Source organism: Streptomyces sp. APSN-46.1 (assembly GCF_022815725.1).
In the GTDB taxonomy this organism is placed as follows: Bacteria; Actinomycetota; Actinomycetes; order Streptomycetales; family Streptomycetaceae; genus Streptomyces.
Map to the genome: position 1 here is coordinate 197,874 of NZ_JALGRF010000008.1, position 18,954 is coordinate 216,827.

The 18,954-nt window shown below is 72.1% G+C and carries 17 protein-coding genes; 13 read left to right on the plus strand and 4 right to left on the minus strand.

Annotated features, from left to right (window positions below):
* Positions 1–97: 97 nt before the first annotated feature.
* The 11 genes from MTF65_RS21900 to MTF65_RS21950 all read left to right on the plus strand — a co-directional run bounded on the left by MTF65_RS21900 (position 98) and on the right by MTF65_RS21950 (position 14,235).
* Positions 98–1,543: an aldehyde dehydrogenase family protein gene (locus tag MTF65_RS21900; RefSeq protein ID WP_243630590.1), complete on the plus strand. Its 1,446-nt coding sequence runs from the start codon at positions 98–100 to the stop codon at positions 1,541–1,543.
* Between the two features lie 166 nt (positions 1,544–1,709).
* On the plus strand, positions 1,710–2,330 hold the full coding sequence (locus MTF65_RS21905) for a hypothetical protein (protein WP_308407200.1): 621 nt from the start codon (positions 1,710–1,712) through the stop codon (positions 2,328–2,330).
* Between the two features lie 17 nt (positions 2,331–2,347).
* Entirely contained in the window at positions 2,348–3,280 is a 933-nt protein-coding gene (gene hemC, locus MTF65_RS21910) for a hydroxymethylbilane synthase (RefSeq protein WP_243630592.1), read from the plus strand.
* A 279-nt stretch (positions 3,281–3,559) separates the two neighbouring features.
* A complete protein-coding gene (locus MTF65_RS21915; RefSeq protein ID WP_243630593.1) occupies positions 3,560–5,494 on the plus strand; it encodes an acyl-CoA dehydrogenase family protein in 1,935 nt (644 codons plus the stop codon).
* A 78-nt stretch (positions 5,495–5,572) separates the two neighbouring features.
* Positions 5,573–6,931, plus strand: coding sequence for a hypothetical protein (locus MTF65_RS21920; protein ID WP_243630594.1), 1,359 nt, complete (start codon positions 5,573–5,575; stop codon positions 6,929–6,931).
* Positions 6,932–6,943: 12 nt separating this feature from the next.
* A complete protein-coding gene (gene dxr / locus MTF65_RS21925; protein ID WP_243630595.1) occupies positions 6,944–8,206 on the plus strand; it encodes a 1-deoxy-D-xylulose-5-phosphate reductoisomerase in 1,263 nt (420 codons plus the stop codon).
* Positions 8,203–9,504 (plus strand): RIP metalloprotease, encoded by a 1,302-nt coding sequence (locus tag MTF65_RS21930; protein WP_243630596.1) that lies wholly within the window; start codon positions 8,203–8,205, stop codon positions 9,502–9,504. The genes dxr and MTF65_RS21930 overlap by 4 nt, the downstream gene beginning before the upstream one ends.
* 166 nt (positions 9,505–9,670) lie before the next feature.
* Positions 9,671–10,828 carry a flavodoxin-dependent (E)-4-hydroxy-3-methylbut-2-enyl-diphosphate synthase gene (ispG, locus tag MTF65_RS21935; protein ID WP_243630597.1) on the plus strand — a complete coding sequence of 386 codons (1,158 nt, stop codon included), beginning with the start codon at positions 9,671–9,673 and terminating at the stop codon, positions 10,826–10,828.
* Between the two features lie 164 nt (positions 10,829–10,992).
* Positions 10,993–11,838, plus strand: a complete 846-nt coding sequence (locus tag MTF65_RS21940) for a GNAT family N-acetyltransferase (protein ID WP_243630598.1) — start codon at positions 10,993–10,995, stop codon at positions 11,836–11,838.
* A gap of 83 nt (positions 11,839–11,921) precedes the next feature.
* Positions 11,922–12,491, plus strand: coding sequence for a GNAT family N-acetyltransferase (locus tag MTF65_RS21945; protein WP_243630599.1), 570 nt, complete (start codon positions 11,922–11,924; stop codon positions 12,489–12,491).
* A gap of 43 nt (positions 12,492–12,534) precedes the next feature.
* On the plus strand, positions 12,535–14,235 hold the full coding sequence (locus tag MTF65_RS21950) for a proline--tRNA ligase (RefSeq protein WP_243630600.1): 1,701 nt from the start codon (positions 12,535–12,537) through the stop codon (positions 14,233–14,235).
* 6 nt (positions 14,236–14,241) lie between these two features.
* On the opposite strand, the gene MTF65_RS21955 is transcribed toward MTF65_RS21950, so the two are convergent.
* From MTF65_RS21955 to MTF65_RS21970, 4 genes are read right to left on the minus strand one after another with little or no spacing between them, the layout of a single operon-like run.
* Positions 14,242–15,252 carry a slipin family protein gene (locus MTF65_RS21955; RefSeq protein ID WP_243630601.1) on the minus strand — a complete coding sequence of 337 codons (1,011 nt, stop codon included), beginning with the start codon at positions 15,250–15,252 and terminating at the stop codon, positions 14,242–14,244.
* Positions 15,253–15,295: 43 nt separating this feature from the next.
* Positions 15,296–16,198: an aminoglycoside phosphotransferase family protein gene (locus MTF65_RS21960; RefSeq protein WP_243630602.1), complete on the minus strand. Its 903-nt coding sequence runs from the start codon at positions 16,196–16,198 to the stop codon at positions 15,296–15,298.
* A 16-nt stretch (positions 16,199–16,214) separates the two neighbouring features.
* On the minus strand, positions 16,215–16,646 hold the full coding sequence (locus MTF65_RS21965; RefSeq protein ID WP_243630642.1) for a ferritin-like domain-containing protein: 432 nt from the start codon (positions 16,644–16,646) through the stop codon (positions 16,215–16,217).
* 23 nt (positions 16,647–16,669) lie between these two features.
* On the minus strand, positions 16,670–17,242 hold the full coding sequence (locus tag MTF65_RS21970; protein WP_243630603.1) for a hypothetical protein: 573 nt from the start codon (positions 17,240–17,242) through the stop codon (positions 16,670–16,672).
* Between the two features lie 167 nt (positions 17,243–17,409).
* Here MTF65_RS21970 and rimP point away from each other — a divergent pair, with 167 nt between their 5' ends.
* Both rimP and nusA read left to right on the plus strand, forming a co-directional pair.
* A complete protein-coding gene (gene rimP, locus MTF65_RS21975) occupies positions 17,410–17,922 on the plus strand; it encodes a ribosome maturation factor RimP (RefSeq protein ID WP_243630604.1) in 513 nt (170 codons plus the stop codon).
* Between the two features lie 2 nt (positions 17,923–17,924).
* Positions 17,925–18,947, plus strand: a complete 1,023-nt coding sequence (gene nusA / locus MTF65_RS21980; RefSeq protein ID WP_243630605.1) for a transcription termination factor NusA — start codon at positions 17,925–17,927, stop codon at positions 18,945–18,947.
* Positions 18,948–18,954 lie beyond the last annotated feature (7 nt).

Genomic DNA, 18,954 nt, shown 5'->3' on the forward strand with positions numbered 1-18,954 from the left:
CCGCGTACTCCATGCCGGACAAACAACGAATCCGCGCCGGAGTCCTACCGTGGTGGAGACACACCCACCGCACACACTCCGAAGGGCCGGGATTCGCATGACTTCCACCCACGCCTTCTGGCTCGCCGGCCGCCAGGCCACCGGCGAGGACAGCTTCGACGTCCACTCCCCGTGGGACGGCCGGCTGGTCGGCACCGTCAGCGTGCCCACCGACGCCCAGGTCGAAGAGGCCGTGGCCGCGGCATACGCCGTGACGGCGGAGTTCTCCGCGACCCCCGCCCACGTGCGGGCCGCAGCCCTGGACCACGTGTCCAAGCGGCTCACCGAGCGCACCGAGGAGATCGCCCAGCTGATCTCCGCCGAGAACGGCAAGCCGATCAAGTGGGCCCGCGGTGAGGTCGGCCGTGCGGTGTCCGTGTTCCGCTTCGCCGCCGAAGAGGCCCGCCGCTTCAACGGCGGAGAGGCCCAGCGCCTCGACACCGACGCCGGCGGCGTCGGCCGCCTCGCGCTGGTGCGCCGTTTCGTCAAGGGTCCCGTCCTCGGCATCGCGCCGTTCAACTTCCCGCTGAACCTGTGCGCCCACAAGGTGGCCCCGGCCATCGCCGTCGGCGCGCCGATCATCCTCAAGCCCGCCCCGGCCACGCCGCTCGCCGGCCTGATCCTGGGCGAGCTGCTCGCCGAGACCGACCTCCCGGCCGGTTCCTGGTCGGTCCTGCCGGTCGCGAACGAGAAGATGCCCGCCCTGGTCAAGGACGAGCGCCTGCCCGTCATCTCCTTCACCGGCTCCGACACCGTCGGCTACGCCATCCAGCAGTCGGTGCCCCACAAGCACTGCACCCTGGAGCTCGGCGGCAACGCCGCGGCCGTGGTCCTGGACGACTGGTCCTCCGAGGCCGACCTCGACTGGGCCGCGACCCGTATCGCGACCTTCTCGAACTACCAGGCCGGCCAGTCCTGCATCTCCGTGCAGCGCGTGATCGCCGACGCCTCCGTCTACGACCGCCTCGTCGAGAAGGTCGTCGCGAAGGTCCAGGCCCAGGTCACCGGTGACCCGTCCGACTCCGCCACCGACGTCGGCCCCCTCGTCTCCGAGGCCGCCGCCCAGCGTGTCGAGTCCTGGGTGGACGAGGCCGTGTCCGCCGGAGCCAAGCTGCTCACCGGCGGCAAGCGCGAGGGTGCCTCGTACGAGCCCACCGTCGTCGCGGAGGTCCCCGACGGCGTCAAGCTCGCCACCGAGGAGGTCTTCGGACCGGTCCTGACGCTGACGAAGGTCGAGAACACCGACGAGGCCTTCGCCGCCGTCAACGACTCGAAGTTCGGCCTCCAGGCCGGCGTCTTCACCCGGAACGTCCAGACCGCGTTCCGCGCCCACCGCGAGCTGGAGGTCGGCGGTGTGATCATCGGCGACGCGCCGTCCTACCGCGCCGACCAGATGCCGTACGGCGGCGCCAAGCAGTCCGGCGTGGGCCGCGAGGGCGTCCGCTACGCGATGGACGACTACACGTACGAGCGCGTCCTGGTCCTGACCGGCCTCGACATCTGATCCTCGTACGGCCCAGAGCCGACGGCCGGAGCGTACTGTGCGGGCGCTCCGGCCGTCCCCCTTTTCCCGGCCCTGACCTGCGATAACGGCGTGATCTTGGCTGGTTCCCACGGCCCCGAGCCAGTGATCGGATGCTCGTGCGCACGGCCTACGGGACCGGGATGCGGTGGGGAGAGATCAGCGCGCTCGCGGCGAAGCACGCCTGGCTCGATGGCGCGCACCATGCACGATCGACCTGGACGCCGCCTACGCCCTCATGGCCGCCATGGCGGTCCAGCATGCGGACGCCGGGGCTGACGTCGTCTCAACGACTGCCATGCTCGACGGCTTGATCCGCGTCGTCCGTGCAGCCCTTGACGAAGCCGGCCACCGCGACGTCGGCGTGAACCCGAACCTGGCGATCCACACGGGCCTCTACGGACCCTTCAAGGCCCTCATGGTGACCGACCCCCGTTCCGGCCACCGCGCGCGCCACCACCTCGGGGCGGACCCGCGGGTCGAGTTCGTCACCGCCGACGCCGACGCCTGGCTCACCGTGGCAGCCGGACCGTACGACTTCGCGTACGTCGACTGCCGCCCCGGGAAATATCTCCGTCTGGACGATCTCCTCGCGCTCCTCAGCCCCGGAGCCCTCTACGTCGTGGACGACATGCTCCCGCGGGTCACATGGTCGGACGACCACCAGCCGCGGGTGGACGGCTTCCTCGAACGGCTTCCCGAAGTCGCCAACTTCCGCGCCACGCCCATGCGGTGGGCTTCGGGGCTGGTGGTCGCGGCCCGCCTCTGAGGGCGTATCGTGCGCCCATGCCCGCTGATCTGATCCGCATCGTCTCCCGCGATTCGCCGATGGCCCTCGCCCAGGTAGAGCGCGTCCGCGCCGAGCTCGCCGCGCTCCACCCCGGGATCGAGACCACCGTCCTGCCGGTGAAGACCACCGGCGACAAGTGGATGGGAGACCTCAGCGCGGTCGAGGGGAAGGGCGCCTTTACCAAGGAGGTCGACGCGGCGATCCTCGCTGGTGAGGCCGACCTCGCCGTGCACTGCGTCAAGGACGTTCCGGCCGACCGCCCGCTGCCGGCCGGGACCACCTTCGCCGCCTTCCTGGAGCGCGACGACATTCGCGACGCCTTGGTCCACCCCGAGGGGCTCACTCTCGATCAGCTACCGCCCGGTACCCGCATCGGCACCTCCTCCGTACGCCGGATCGCCCAGCTCGCCGCCGCGTACCCGCACCTCACGTGCGTCCCGATCCGCGGCAACGCGAACAGCCGCCTCGCCAAACTGGAAGCGGGCGACGCCGACGCGCTTCTCCTGGCCGTCGCAGGCCTCCACCGCATCGGCCGCGCGGACGCCATCAGCGAGATCATCTCCGCCGACACCCTCATGCCGCCCATCGGCGCCGGCACCCTCGCGCTCCAGTGCCGGGAGGATGACACCGAGCTCATCGACACCGTCAGCGCCCTCGGCCACCCGGACAGCCACCGCGAGACCCTCGCCGAGCGCATGCTCCTTCACGTCCTCCAAGGGCACTGCAACAGCCCGATCGCTGGATACGCCCGGGCGGAGCGTGGCGGGGACCTCTCCCTGCGGGCCTCGGTGTTCACCCCCGACGGCAAGGTGGTGCTGAACGCCCACGAGTGGGCCGGCCGCCTCGACCCTGCCACCCTCGGCACGTCCGTCGCCGTCGCCCTGCTCCGGCAGGGCGCCCGCGAGGTCATCGACAGCATCCCGCACTGACCCGGTACCCGTCCGAAGTCGACGACGCCAGATTCAGCACACGATTCCTGAGCGCCGGGACCAGCGAGCCAACCGCCTTCGGATCGAAAGCCGAGGGCGCTTCGGCCGTCCCCCTGTTTCCCGCCCCCGACCCGGCCTTTTTCCCGCCCCCCGACCCGGCCTTTTCGCCCGCCCGGCCCACCCCGCTTTTCCGCGCGCCGTGAAGCGGGTACGACTGACAGGTAGCACCGACCAGTAGTAGTCCGGTACGACCGACTCGGCGGCGAGGTGAGTCCCCTCATGTCCGCAACACAGCCCAAGGTGACCGAGCGCGAGGCACGGCAGGTCGCGGAAGCGGCCCGGGAACAGGACTGGCGCAAGCCCAGCTTCGCCAAGGAACTCTTCCTCGGGCACTTCCGGCTCGACCTGATCCACCCTCACCCGATGCCCGCCGACGAGGACGTCCGGCGCGGCGAGGCCTTCCTGGCCCGGCTCCGGGAGTTCTGCGAGACCTCGATCGACGGCGCCCGCATCGAGCGCGAGGCGAAGATCCCCGACGAGACCGTGCGCGGGCTGAAAGAGCTCGGCGCCCTCGGCATGAAGATCGACCCCAAGTACGGGGGCCTCGGCCTCACCCAGGTCTACTACAACAAGGCGCTCGCCCTCGTCGGCTCGGTCAGCCCCGCCATCGGCGCCCTGCTCTCCGCCCACCAGTCGATCGGCGTCCCCCAGCCGCTGAAGATGTTCGGCACGCAGGAGCAGAAGGACGCCTACCTGCCGCGCTGCGCGACCACCGCCATCAGCGCCTTCCTCCTCACCGAGCCCGACGTCGGCTCCGACCCGGCTCGGCTGGCCACCACGGCCGTCCCCGACGGCGAGGACGCGTACCTCCTCGACGGCGTGAAGCTCTGGACCACCAACGGGGTCGTCGCCGACCTGCTGGTCGTGATGGCCCGGGTGCCCAAGAGTGAGAACCACCGCGGCGGGATCACCGCCTTCGTCGTCGAGGCCGACTCCCCCGGCATCACGGTCGAACACCGCAACGCCTTCATGGGCCTGCGCGGACTGGAGAACGGCGTCACCCGCTTCCACCGGGTACGGGTCCCCGCCAACCAGCGCATCGGCGCCGAGGGCTCCGGGCTCAAGATCGCCCTGACCACCCTCAACACCGGCCGGCTGTCGCTGCCCGCCATGTGCGTCGGCGCCGGGAAATGGTGCCTGAAGATCGCCCGCGAGTGGTCCGCCGTACGCGAGCAGTGGGGCCGCCCGGTCGCCCGGCACGAGGCCGTCGGCGCCAAGATCTCCTTCATCGCCGCCACCACCTTCGCCCTCGAAGCGGTCGTGGACCTCGCCTCCCAGATGGCCGACGAGGACCGCAACGACATCCGCATCGAGGCCGCCCTCGCCAAGCTCTACGGATCCGAGATGGCCTGCCTGATGGCCGACGAGCTGGTCCAGATCCGCGGCGGACGCGGCTTCGAGACCGCCGAGTCGCTCGCCGCCCGCGGCGAGCGCGCGGTCCCCGCCGAACAGATGCTCCGCGACCTGCGCATCAACCGGATCTTCGAGGGCTCGACCGAGATCATGCACCTGCTGATCGCCCGCGAGGCCGTCGACGCCCACCTGTCCGTGGCCGGAGACCTCATCGACCCCGACAAGGACCTCGGCGACAAGGCCAAGGCGGGCGCCCGCGCCGCCGGGTTCTACGCCCGCTGGCTGCCCAAACTGGCCACCGGCCCCGGCCAGGTGCCCGGGACGTACCGCGCCTTCCACCCCGGCGGCCACCCCGACCTCGCCACCCACCTGCGCTACGTCGAGCGCAGCGCCCGCAAACTCGCCCGGTCCACCTTCTACGCGATGTCCCGCTGGCAGGGCCGCATGGAGACCAAGCAGGGCTTCCTCGGCCGGATCGTCGACATCGGCGCCGAGCTCTTCGCGATGAGCGCGGCCTGCGTCCGCGCCGAGCACCTGCGCGCCTCCGGGGACCACGGCCGCGAGGCGTACCAGCTGGCCGACGCCTTCTGCCGGCAGTCCCGGATCCGCGTCGAGGAGCTCTTCGGCCGGCTCTGGTCCAACACGGACGACCTGGACGGCAAGGTCGTCGCGGGCGTCCTCGGCGGGACCTACACCTGGCTGGAGGAGGGCATCCTCGACCCCTCGGGCGACGGACCCTGGATCGCGGACGCCGCCCCTGGCCCCTCGACGCAGAAAAACGTGCACCGCCCACTACGCTGACCTGCGATCATCGCCGCGCCCCGGACAGGCGTCCGAGAATGACGAAGGGGCGATGCGCGAGGTGAACGGGGCACGGACATGACCACCGCGGCCGAGGAAGACCGACAGCACCGACGGATGGCCTGGTGCGTGGCACAGCTGCTGCGCCACGCACCGGACGCCGTCGTCCTCGACGTGATCGGACGCCTGGCGGCTCCCGCCCGCCGCTACCTCTGCCGCGACACCTACCTGCCGGCGCCCGTCGTGACCCTCCTGCTGCGCCACGGCACCGACGAGGACCGCCGCAACATCGCGCGCAATCCTCACGTGCTCGGACGCCCGCTGCCCGGCCTGCCCGGCCCCGCGCGCTACGCCGCCCGCCCCGGCCCCTCGCCGGAGCTGCTGGGCACCCTGCGCGCCGAGCTGGGCCGCACGCCGCCGACCAGGGGAGCCGGGCCGCCGATGACCACCGCGGAGCTCGTCTCGCTGCTGCGCCGGCACGGCAGCCGCCAGCCGCGGATCCCGCTCGACGTGCTCACCCTCCCGCACGAGCTGGACCCGGAGATCCTGCTGCGCGAGCACGCCCGCGCCCCGCTGCCGCCCGGTTCGGTCGAGGCCCTGCTGCTCGTGGCCGGGCTGGACCGATCGGTCTGCCTCGCCCTGCTCGACACGCGCGCGCAGCACTCGTACGGGCCCCACTGGCACCGCCCCGCGGTCCGGGCGGTGCGGACCGGGACCCTCACGTTCGAGGAACTCGCGGCGGCCGTCGCACCGGCGCACCGGACCCTGCTGCTCGGACAGGCGCACGCCACCGGGACGTTCGGCTGGAACCTCGCCGAATGGGCCGGCATGCGCTCCGCCCTGACCCGGCTGCTGCGCCCCGAGCTCGGCGACGACCCCCGGCTGTGGGCCGAACTCCTCCGGCACGCCCCCGGGTTCCCCGGGACCCTGCCGGAGCTGGCCGCCCGGGTGGCCCTCGGGAACGTGCCGCGGGTCCCCGACCCCGCCCCGGCCCCGGTACCGGGCCTCGCGCGGGCCGTCGAGGCCCTCACCCCCGGCTCCCCGTGGACCGGCGGCGGCGTGCACCGCGAACTGGCCCTGGCGAGCCTGGCCGTGCCCAACGCCATGGGGGACCTCCGCGAGGACATCCGGTGGGTACGGGCCTGCCTCGACGGCGGCCTGCTCACCGGCGCCGACGTCCTGCGGCACAAGGCCCCCGCCGCCTGGGCGCTGGACGAGGACCACTGGCTCGGCGACATCGACCACCCCGACCGGCACGACCGGCCCGTGGCCGTGCTCTCCGCCCGCGCCGAGGCGGACCGGCTGTTCGACGCCGCTCTCGGCACGGACCCGGACGCCTGGTGGCGCACCGCCCGCGCGCTCCCCGACTTCGCGGGGACCGTCCCCGAACTCCTCGCCGCCATCGTTCATGGGGACTCCGTGTCCAGCCCGTCCTGACTTCCGGCAACAATGGGGGGCATGAGCGACCGCCCAGCCCCCCTCGCCGATCCGCACCTCCGCTTCGACCCCGCGGCCGGCCGGCGGGACATCGTCATCCTCGGATCCACCGGGTCCATCGGGACCCAGGCCATCGACCTCGCCCTGCGCAACCCGGACCGGTTCCGGGTCACCGCGCTGTCCGCCGCCGGCGGGCGCGTCGGGCTGCTGGCCGAGCAGGCCCGACTGCTGCGCGTGAAGACGGTGGCCGTCGCCCGCGAGGACGTCGTACCGGCCCTGAAGGAGGCTCTGAACGCCCAGTACGGCGCCTCCGAGCCGCTGCCCGAGATCCTGGCCGGTCCCGAGGCGGCGACGGAGCTCGCCGCCTCCGAGTGCCACACCGTCCTCAACGGCATCACCGGTTCCATCGGCCTCGCGCCCACCCTCGCCGCGCTGCGGGCCGGCCGGACCCTGGCCCTGGCCAACAAGGAGTCGCTGATCGTCGGAGGCCCGCTGGTCAAGGCCCTCGCGAAGCCCGGCCAGATCATCCCGGTCGACTCGGAGCACGCGGCCCTCTTCCAGGCGCTCGCCGCCGGCACCCGGGCCGACGTGCGCAAGCTCGTGGTCACCGCCTCCGGCGGGCCCTTCCGCGGCCGCACCCGCGCCGAGCTGGCCGGCGTCACCGTCAAGGACGCGCTCGCGCACCCGACCTGGGCCATGGGCCCGGTGATCACCGTCAACTCGGCGACCCTGGTCAACAAGGGCCTGGAGGTCATCGAGGCGCACCTGCTCTACGACATCCCCTTCGAGCAGATCGAGGTCGTCGTCCACCCGCAGTCCTACGTGCACTCGATGGTGGAGTTCACGGACGGCTCGACGCTCGCCCAGGCCACCCCGCCGGACATGCGGGGCCCCATCGCGATCGGCCTCGGCTGGCCCGAGCGGATCCCGGACGCGGCCCCCGCGTTCGACTGGACCAAGGCGTCGACCTGGGAGTTCTTCCCGCTGGACACCGAAGCCTTCCCCTCGGTCGGCCTGGCCCGGCACGTGGGCACCCTGGGCGGTACAGTCCCCGCCGTGTTCAATGCGGCGAACGAGGAGTGCGTGGAGGCGTTCCTCGCCGGTCGGCTGCCGTTCACAGCAATCATGGATACGGTCTCTGCCGTGGTCGATGAGCACGGGACGCCGGACGCGGGAACTTCCCTCACTGTCGCGGACGTCCTCGAAGCGGAGACCTGGGCCAGGGCCCGGGCACAGGAGATGGCGGCCCGGGCCGCTGTGGAGGCGGGCGCATGACCTTGGTGCTGAATGTGATCGGCGTGCTGGTCTTCATGGTCGGCCTGCTGATCTCCATCGCCTGGCACGAGCTGGGCCACCTCTCGACGGCCAAGCTCTTCGGCATCCGCGTGCCCCAGTACATGGTGGGCTTCGGCCGCACCGTCTGGTCGCGGAAGAAGGGCGAGACCGAGTACGGGATCAAGGCCATCCCGATGGGCGGCTACATCCGCATGATCGGGATGTTCCCGCCGGGCGAGGACGGCAAGGTCACGGCCCGCTCGACCTCGCCGTTCCGCTCCATGATCGAGGACGCGCGCTCGGCGGCGTACGAGGAACTGCGGCCCGGCGACGAGACGCGGCTCTTCTACACGCGCAAGCCGTGGAAGCGCGTGATCGTGATGTTCGCCGGCCCCTTCATGAACCTCGTGCTGGCGATGGCGATCTTCTTCGGGGTCTGGATGACCTTCGGCGTCTCCCAGACCTCCACCGCGGTCGGAACCGTCGTCCCCTGCGTCATCAAGCAGGGGGAGAAGCGGGACGCCTGCAAGGACGGCGACCCGGTGGCCCCCGCCAAGGCAGCGGGCCTGCGGGTGGACGACCGGATCATCGCCTTCAACGGCCGCAAGGTGGACGACTGGTCCACCCTCCAGAAGAGCATCCGCGAGACCGTCGGCCCCGCCACCCTCACCGTCGTCCGGGACGGCAGCGAGAAGACGCTGCCGGTGACCCTGATCCCCAACGAGGTCGCCAAGACGGACGGCCGCGGCGGCTACGTCAAGGGCCAGTACGTCACGGCGGGCTGGATCGGCTTCACCCCGAAGGGCGAGATCGCCGCACTCACCTTCGGCCAGTCCGTGGACCGCGTGGGCCAGATCGTCGAGGACAGCGTGCAGGGGCTCGTCAACCTCCCGAGCAAGGTGCCCGCGCTGTGGAACGCGGCCTTCAACGGCGCGGAGCGCGAGCCGGACTCCCCGATGGGCATCGTCGGCGCGGCCCGGATCAACGGCGAGATCGCGACCCTCGACATCCCCGGCGAGGAGCGGATGTCGATCATGCTGAACGTCCTGGGCATGTTCAACCTCTCCCTGTTCCTGTTCAACATGCTGCCGCTGCTGCCGCTGGACGGCGGGCACATCGCCGGCGCCCTGTGGGAGTCCCTCCGGCGCAACGTGGCGCGGATCTTCCGGCGCGCCGACCCGGGCCCGTTCGACGTGGCGAAGCTGATGCCCGCCGCGTACGTGGTGGCCGGCGTGTTCGTCTGCTTCACGCTGCTGGTGCTCGTGGCGGACGTGGTCAACCCGATCAAGATCACCTAGGGCTTACGCCACCGATACGGGAGCCGGGCACGCATCGTGCCCGGCTCCCTACGTTCGGGTGGCCCACCCCCTCGGATGCGAGGAGCGCGCGGGGATTGGCGTAATCTCGAAGCCTGGAGCCCGCCGATCTCGGGACCTTGATCCACACCTTGGGGTTGCACAGCAGATGACTGCCATCTCTCTCGGAATGCCGGCCGTGCCGACGAAGCTTGCCGACCGCAGGGTCAGCCGCAAGATCCAGGTCGGTTCCGTGGCCGTCGGCGGCGACGCACCCATCTCGGTGCAGTCGATGACCACCACCCGTACCTCCGACGTCGGCGCCACGCTCCAGCAGATCGCCGAGCTCACCGCCTCCGGCTGCAACATCGTCCGCGTGGCCTGCCCGACCCAGGACGACGCCGACGCCCTCGCCGTCATCGCGAAGAAGTCGCAGATCCCGGTCATCGCCGACATCCACTTCCAGCCCAAGTACGTCTTCGCCGCGATCGACGCCGGCTGCGCCGCCGTCCGCGTGAACCCGGGCAACATCAAGCAGTTCGACGACAAGGTCAAGGAGATCGCGCGCGCCGCCAAGGACGCGGGCACCCCGATCCGGATCGGCGTCAACGCGGGCTCGCTCGACGCCCGGCTGCTGAAGAAGTACGGCAAGGCCACCCCCGAGGCGCTGGTCGAGTCCGCGCTGTGGGAGGCCTCCCTCTTCGAGGAGCACGGCTTCAGCGACATCAAGATCTCGGTCAAGCACAACGACCCGGTCGTCATGGTCAACGCCTACCGCCAGCTCGCCGCCGCCTGCGACTACCCGCTGCACCTCGGCGTCACCGAGGCCGGCCCCGCCTTCCAGGGGACCATCAAGTCCGCCGTCGCCTTCGGCGCGCTGCTCTCCGAGGGCATCGGCGACACCATCCGCGTCTCCCTCTCCGCCCCGCCGGTCGAGGAGATCAAGGTCGGCATCCAGATCCTGGAGTCCCTGAACCTCAAGCCGCGCCGCCTGGAGATCGTCTCCTGCCCGTCCTGCGGCCGCGCCCAGGTGGACGTGTACAAGCTGGCCGAGGAGGTCACGGCGGGCCTGGAGGGCATGGAGGTCCCGCTGCGCGTCGCGGTCATGGGCTGCGTCGTCAACGGCCCGGGCGAGGCCCGCGAGGCCGACCTCGGCGTCGCCTCCGGCAACGGCAAGGGCCAGATCTTCGTGAAGGGCGAGGTCATCAAGACCGTCCCCGAGTCCAAGATCGTGGAGACCCTCATCGAAGAGGCGATGAAGATCGCCGAGCAGATGGAGAAGGACGGCGTCATGTCCGGCGAGCCCACCGTGGCCATCGGCGTCTGAGTTTCCGGGCCGCCCGGCCATGCCGGCCCAGGTCCCCCGCCCCGGCCCCGTTCCCGCAGCTCGCGGGCGGGGCCGGGGCTTTTTCGTGACCTGCGGGACACGGCATCCGCGAGCCGCGCCGGGTACAGTGCGGAGATCAGCAGACTTGCACGGTGAGGCCCCCAGTGTTGACGCAGACCACCACCCGGGTCCTTGAGCCCAGTGATCTCGACGCCGCGCTCGACATCCTCGGACGCGAGCCGGTCGAGAACGCCTTCGTCACCTCCCGGGTCCAGGTCGCCGGGCTCGACCCGTGGCGCCTGGGCGGCGAGATGTGGGGCTGGTACGCCGACGGCGAGCTGCGCTCCCTCTGCTACGCGGGCGCCAACCTCGTCCCCGTGTGCGCCGGCCCCGACGCCGTACGCGCCTTCGCCGACCGGGCCCGCCGCACCGGCCGCCGCTGCTCCTCCATCGTCGGCCCCTCCCCGGCCACCCGGCTGCTCTGGCAGCTCCTGGAGCCCAGCTGGGGCCCCGCCCGCGACATCCGCTCGCACCAGCCGCTGATGGTCATGGAGGAGCCGTCCGCCACCGTGCGGGCCGATCCGCTGGTCCGCCGGATCCGCAAGGACGAGATGGACCTGATCATGCCCGCCTGCGTGGCCATGTTCACCGAGGAGGTCGGCATCTCGCCGCTGGCCGGCGACGGCGGGCTGCTCTATCAGGCCCGGGTCGCCGAACTCGTCGGCACCGGCCGCTCCTTCGCCCGGGTCGAGGACGGCAAGGTCGTCTTCAAGGCCGAGATCGGCGCCACGACCCCACGCGCCTGCCAGATCCAGGGCGTGTGGGTGGCCCCCGAGTTCCGCGGCCGCGGCCACTCGGAGACCGGCATGGCCGCCGTCGTGGAGTACGCGCTGCGCGATGTGGCGCCGGTGGTCAGCCTCTACGTCAACGACTACAACACCGCCGCGCTGGCGTCGTACCGCCGGGTGGGCTTCCGCGAGGTGGGCGAGTTCATGAGCGTGCTGTTCTGACGGCCGCACCGGGCGGCTTGTTCTCCCGGTACGGAACCCCGCCGCCGTACCCGCCCGACGGGGTCGCGAAGTAAGGTCGCCGCATGCTGCCTACGCCCGAGGTCGAACCCGACCGGCCCGCCGGACTCCGCATCGGCCCGCTCGACCTCGCCGCACGCGTGGACGAGGCCCTGCGCGTGCAGGCCGTGGCCTTCGGGCTGAGCGAGGAGGAGGTCGGCATCCGGCGCTACATCGTGCAGCGCCACATGACCCTGCGCGGAGCCCGCGCGCTCGGCGCGTTCACCGAGGACGGCGCGCTCGCCGGGTTCGTCTACGGGATGCCGAACGACCGCACGCACTGGTGGTCCACGATCGTCGAGCCCTACCTGCGGGCCGCCGGCCACGAGGACTGGCTCGACGGCTCCTTCGTGATCACCGAACTGCACGTCCACCCCGGCTTCCAGGGCCACGGCGTCGGCCGCACGCTCCTCACCCGGATCACCGACAGCGCCGCCGAGCCGCGCTCGATCCTGTCCGCCATCGACACCGAGAGCCCGGCGCGCGGGCTCTACCGGGCGCTCGGCTACCGGGACCTCGCCCGCCGCGTCCACTTCCCGAGCGCGAGCCTTCCGTACGCCGTGATGGGCGCCGAGCTGCCGCTGCCGAGGCCCTGAATTCCGTTTCCGGGGCCGCCGGAGGTCCCGGTAACCTCCCGATATGTCAACGCAACACGTGCAGCGCATGTCCCGCCTCATGGCCAAGACCCTCCGCGAGGACCCGGCGGACGCCGAGACCCTCAGCCACAAGCTGCTGGTCCGCGCCGGCTACGTCCGCCGCAGCTCGGCCGGGGTGTGGACCTGGCTGCCGCTCGGCAAGCGGGTCCTGGACAACGTCGCGCGCGTCGTCCGCGAGGAGATGGACGCGATCGGGGCGCAGGAGGTGCTGCTGCCCGCGCTGTTGCCGAGGGAACCGTACGAGGTCAGCGGGCGCTGGTCGGAGTACGGGGACCTGCTGTTCCGCCTCAAGGACCGCAAGGGCGCGGACTATCTGCTCGGCCCGACGCACGAGGAGATCTTCACCCTGGTGGTGAAGGACCAGTGCACGTCCTACAAGGACCTGCCCGTCATGCTCTACCAGATCCAGACGAAGTACCGGGACGAGGCGCGGCCGCGGTCGGGTGTGCTGCGGGGCCGCGAGTTCCAGATGAAGGACTCGTACTCGTTCGACGTGTCGGACGAGGGCCTCGCGCAGTCGTACGCGCTGCACCGGGCGGCGTACCAGCGGATCTTCACCCGGCTCGGCCTGGACCACCGGATCGTGTCGGCGGTCTCGGGGGCGATGGGCGGATCGGCGTCGGAGGAGTTCCTCGCGCCCGCGCCCGCGGGGGAGGACACCTTCGTGGACTGCCCCGCGTGCGCGTACGCGGCGAACACGGAGGCGGTGACGTTCGCGCTCATGTCGGTCTCCGTGCCCGCGGAACACCCCCCGCTGGAGGAGCTGGCCACCCCCGACACCCCGACGATCGAATCGCTGGCCGCGCTGTTGGACGTCCCGGCCTCGGCGACGCTCAAGAACCTCCTGGTGAAGGTGGACGGCGAGATCGTGGCCGTGGGCGTGCCGGGCGACCGGGAGGTGGACCTCGGGAAGCTGGGCGAGCATCTCGCCCCGGCCGTGGTGGAGTTGGTGACGGCGGAGGACTTCGTCGGCCGTCCCGATCTGGTACGCGGCTACGTGGGCCCGCAGGGCCTGGACACGGTGCGCTACCTGGCCGACCCCCGCGTGGCGCCGGGCACTTCGTGGGTGACGGGGGCCAACAAGGCGGACACGCACGCCCGGAACGTGGTGTGCGGGCGCGACTTCGCGGTGGACCAGTACCTGGACGTCGTCGTCGTGGAGCCGGGGGACCCCTGCCCGCGCTGCGGCTCCGGCCTGCGGCTGGACCGGGCGATCGAGATCGGCCACATCTTCCAGCTGGGCCGCAAGTACGCCGACGCGTTCGGGCTCGACGTCCTGGGCCGGGAGGGCAAGCCGGTACGGGTCACGATGGGCTCGTACGGGATCGGCGTCTCGCGGGCGGTGGCCGCGCTGGCCGAGCAGACGGCGGACGAGCGGGGCCTGTGCTGGCCGGCGGAGGTGGCCCCGGCGGACGTCCACGTGGTGGCGGCGGGCAAGACGGTCCAGCTGGAGCTGGCCGCACGGGCCGCCGAGGCCCTGGCGGGGGCCGGGCTGCGGGTCCTGCTGGACGACCGCCCGGGCCTGTCCCCGGGCGTGAAGCTCACGGACGCGGAGCTGATCGGCGTCCCGTGGATCCTGGTGGCGGGGCGCCGTTCCGCCGAATCGGTGGTCGAGTTGCAGAACCGCGCGACCGGTACGCGCGAGGAGCTTCCGCTGGCCGAAGCCCTGTCCCGCCTCACGTAAGCCGGGTCACCCGCACGGCTCGTCCGCCGGTGGCGAACCGTCCACCGTCGGCGTCGGCGTCGGCGTCGGCGACGGGGCCGGGGCCGGGGCCGGGGCCGGTCCTGAGGCGTCCGCCGGCCCCGGGGCGTCGGCGGTCGGAAGCGGCGCGGGCGCTTCCGCGTCCGGGGCGCTGAGGGGGCGAGCGGTGTCGCCCAGGCCGGCGCCGGCGGAGGCCGCCGGGGAGGGGGCGCCCGGACCCGCGATCTCCGCGGCGGGCGGCGGGGCGGCACGTTCGAGGAAGCGCAGCAGCTCCACCGGGAACGGCAGCACCAGCGTGGAGTTCTTCTCCGCGGCCACCGCCACCACCGTCTGCAGCAGACGCAGTTGAAGCGCCGCCGGCTGGTCCGACATGACCGCGGCCGCCTCGGCCAGCTTCTTCGACGCCTGGAGCTCCGCGTCCGCGTTGATCACACGGGCCCGCCGCTCCCGGTCCGCCTCCGCCTGCCGCGCCATGGAGCGCTTCATGGTCTCGGGCAGCGAGACGTCCTTGATCTCGACCCGGTCGATCTGGACGCCCCACCCCACGGCCGGGCTGTCGATCATCAGCTCCAGCCCCTGGTTCAGCATCTCCCGGTTCGACAGCAGATCGTCCAGGTCGGACTTGCCGATGATCGACCGCAGCGAGGTCTGCGCCATCTGCGACACCGCGAACCGGTAGTCCTCCACCGCGATGATCGCGCTCGCGGGGTCCACGACCTTGAAGTACACGACCGCGTCCACCCGCACCGTGACGTTGTCCCGCGTGATGCCCTCCTGCGCCGGCACCGGCATCGTCACGATCTGCATGTTCACTTTCCGCAGCCGGTCGACGCCCGGAACGATCATGGTGAACCCGGGCGGCCGGATGGCTTCCCTCAGGCGCCCGAGGCGCAAGACAATGCCCCGTTCGTACTGCTTCACCACGCGCGCGGCGGCGCCCATGTAGACCAGGACGCCCAGACCCGCGGCGATCGCCGCTGTCAGCAGTTCTTCGCCCATGACGGCCCCCTGCCGGAGAGAGCTTCCTACCTACGGTATGCCCCTACAGCCAGGCCGCGAACTCCAGCAGGAGCTCCGCGTCCCGGCGCCGCCCCGCGGCCAGCGCCCGGTTCCCGGACTCCACCGCCCGGAACAGCGTCCAGCCCCGCAGCCGGTCCCGGTCCACCTCCAGGGCGTCCGCCAGCTTGTTCACCCGCCGCCGCGCACCCGCCGCGCCCGCCGAGGAGGCGACCTGGTCCTCCAGCCGGTCCCGGACCAGCCGCGCCAGGTCGTACGCCCGCTCACCGACCAGCGGCTCCGGACCCACCGCCAGCCACGGCGCCCGCTCGCCCGCCAGTACCTTGCCCTGCCGGAAGTTCCCGTGCAGCAGCAGCTCCTCACCCGCGACGGCCGTCAGCTCCTCCCGGGCCGCCAGCGCCGCGTCCGCCAGCGCCCGCACCTCCGCCGGGGCCGACCGCAGGGCCCCGGCCTGGAGCTCCGTGCGCTCGGCCACCGTCTCCCAGTTGTGCCCCTCGCCCGGCGCCACCCACAGCCTGCGCAGCGTTCCGCACGCCTCCAGCAGCGCCTTCGCCTCCGGCAGCGACCGCAGCGACACCTCCGGGTGCAGCCGCTCCAGCAGCAGGGCCCCGTCCTCCTCGTGATGGCGGGTGTCCAGGATCCGTACGGCCCCGAAACCGGCCCAGCGCGCCAGGGCCGCCAACTCCCGGTCCGGGCGCGCCGAGGGAGGAGCCAGCTTCAGCGCGGCCGGCGTCCCGTCGGCGTACTGGACGAGGACGACCAGGCTGCTCCGGCCGCCCGGGGACAGCACGCGCTGGGCCCGCACCCCACGCCGGGCCAGCGCCGCCTCCGTGAGCTCGGGCAACTGCCCCAGCCAGTCCGCGTCCTGCGCCGATTCCGGCGTCTCGCCGAGCGCCCGTACAAGCCGCTGCGGCGGTTCGAAAGCCATGCGCGCGTGGTCCCTTTCAGCTGGTGCGGGCTCCTTCGGAGCGTTCCGTGAGCCCAGGGAAGGCTACGCCGACACCACGCCAGCGCGCCGCGCGCACGGCCGCGGCGCTCAGCGCGTCGGCAGCCTCCCGGCGCAGCCGGCCCTCGGCCGCCCGCACCAGATCGGAGTACGCGCCGGCCACCCTGTCCTCGATCTCGGCGGCCAGCCGCTCGGCGTCCGCCGAGCCGCGCACCTCGAACGGCAGGGCGTACGCGGCCTCCGCCGGCCGGGGCGCGCCGCCCAGCTCGCGCACCGTCCGGACCAGCGCGTCACGCCGCGCGAGGTGGCCGCCGTACGCCTCCCGGGCCTCGTTCGCGCGGGCCCCGGAGGTCCGGGCGCCGATCACGCCGTAGCCGTACGCGGCCGCGTGCTCGGCGGCGAGAGCGGACTGCGCCGCCACCAGGGGCATGCTCGCGGGAGAGGGTTCGGGCTTCACGGCTTGGCTCCCGGGGTCGAGGTCAGCAGGTACGCGTGGACGGCACCGCACGCGGCCACCGAGGCCAGCATCCGGGCCAGCTCCGCGGGGGCCCCGGCCAGGGCGATGGTCCGGGCCTCCGACAGGGTGCGCTCGGCATCGGCCAAGGCGGCCAGGGCCTCGGCGGGGTTCGCCGGGACCGGCTCGCCGCTCGCCGCGGGGGCGGCGGCCGCCGTAGCGGACCCGGAAGGGGCCGCAGACGCGGACACGGACGGCGAACGCGAGGGCTTTCCCCCGGCCGGGTCCGTGAAGGCCAGGGCCGCCGTGTGCGCGGCCACCGCGCCCCGCAGCGGAGCGAGCCGCCGCGCCAGGTCCGGATGGGCGACGGCGGTGGCGTCGTAACGTTCCAGCAGTCGCTCACTGTCACGCACAGCCGTTTCGCGCATCCGCCGTTCGAGTGGAATCCCGGTGTGCGGGTCCGACGAGCCGCCCCCGTCGGAACACCCGCTGAGCAGCGCGGCGCCGGCCACACCGGCGGCGCCGGCGAGCAGGCTCCTTCGCGAGGGCCTCAAGGGCAGGGTCCAGGGCACGGCGACGTCCTCCGGGTGATGACTGGGCTGATGGCGGGACAGGCTGTGATCACGGTACCCGGGGGCCCCTGGGGAGCGCGGACGGCAACACCCTCCGCGACCGGATACCCTTTGACCTGACACACGACGGAAATCACAACAGCACACGCGGCCGAGGAGTCACCCGGATGAGCACCACCCAGAGCGACAGGCTGCGCGGACTGCTGGAGCCGCTCGTTGCCGCCAAGGGCCTGGACCTCGAAGAGATCGAGATGTCGAAGGCCGGCAAGCGCCGGATGCTGCGCATCATCGTGGATTCCGACGAGGGCGTGGAGCTGGACACGTGTGCCGAGCTGAGTCGCGAGATCTCCGACGAGCTCGATGAATCCGACGTGATGGGTGAGGACGAGTACGTCCTCGAAGTGAGCTCCCCGGGCGCCGACCGCCCGCTGACCGAGCACCGCCACTACGTCCGAGCCCTCGGCCGCCTCGTGAAGTTCCAGCTGACAGCCGAGGGTGACAAGGGTGCCGGGGAACTGGTCGCCCGCATCCTCGATGTCGACGACGAGGGCCTGGACCTCGAAGTTCCGGGTGTGAAGGGCCGCAAGGCGACCACCCGCCGTATCGCTTTCACCGACATCGCCAAGGCGCGTGTCGAGATCGAGTTCAGCCGCAAGGACAAGAAGGAAGAGGAGGCGTAGCCGTGGACATCGACATGAGTGCCCTGCGGGGTCTGGTCCGGGAGAAGGAGATCTCCTTCGACCTGCTCGTCGAGGCGATCGAGTCGGCCCTCCTCATCGCGTACCACCGCACCGAGGGCAGCTACCGGCGTGCCCGCGTCGTGCTCGACCGCACCAACGGTCACGTGGTCGTATGGGCGACGGAAGACCCGAAGGATCTCGAGGAGGGCCAGGAGCCCAAGGAGTTCGACGACACCCCGTCGGACTTCGGCCGGATCGCCGCGACGACGGCCAAGCAGGTCATCCTGCAGCGTCTGCGCGATGCCGAGGACGACCTGACGTTCGGCGAGTTCGCCGGCCGTGAGGGCGACGTCATCACCGGTGTCGTGCAGCAGGGCAAGGACCCGAAGAACGTCCTCGTCGACATCGGCAAGCTGGAGGCCATCCTGCCGGTGCAGGAGCAGGTCCCCGGCGAGGACTACACGCACGGCCTGCGTCTGAAGACGTACGTCGTGCGGGTGGCGAAGGGTGTCCGCGGCCCGTCCGTGACCCTGTCGCGGACCCATCCCAACCTGGTGAAGAAGCTGTTCGCCCTGGAGGTCCCGGAGATCGCCGACGGCAGCGTCGAGATCTGCGCGATCGCCCGTGAGGCCGGTCACCGCACCAAGATCGCCGTACGGTCCCACCGCGCCGGCCTCAACCCGAAGGGCGCCTGCATCGGACCGATGGGCGCCCGTGTGCGCAACGTCATGGCCGAGCTGCACGGCGAGAAGATCGACATCGTCGACTGGTCGGACGACCCGGCGGAGATGGTCGCCAACGCGCTGTCACCCGCCCGGGTGAGCGAGGTCGAGGTCGTCGACTGGGACACCCGCTCCGCGCGGGTGACCGTGCCCGACTACCAGCTGTCGCTGGCCATCGGCAAGGAGGGCCAGAACGCCCGCCTCGCCGCGCGGCTCACCGGCTGGCGCATCGACATCCGCCCGGACACCGAGACGGCGCCCGACGCGGACGCGGGCCGGGACCGGGACCGGGGCCGGGAATAAACCACTA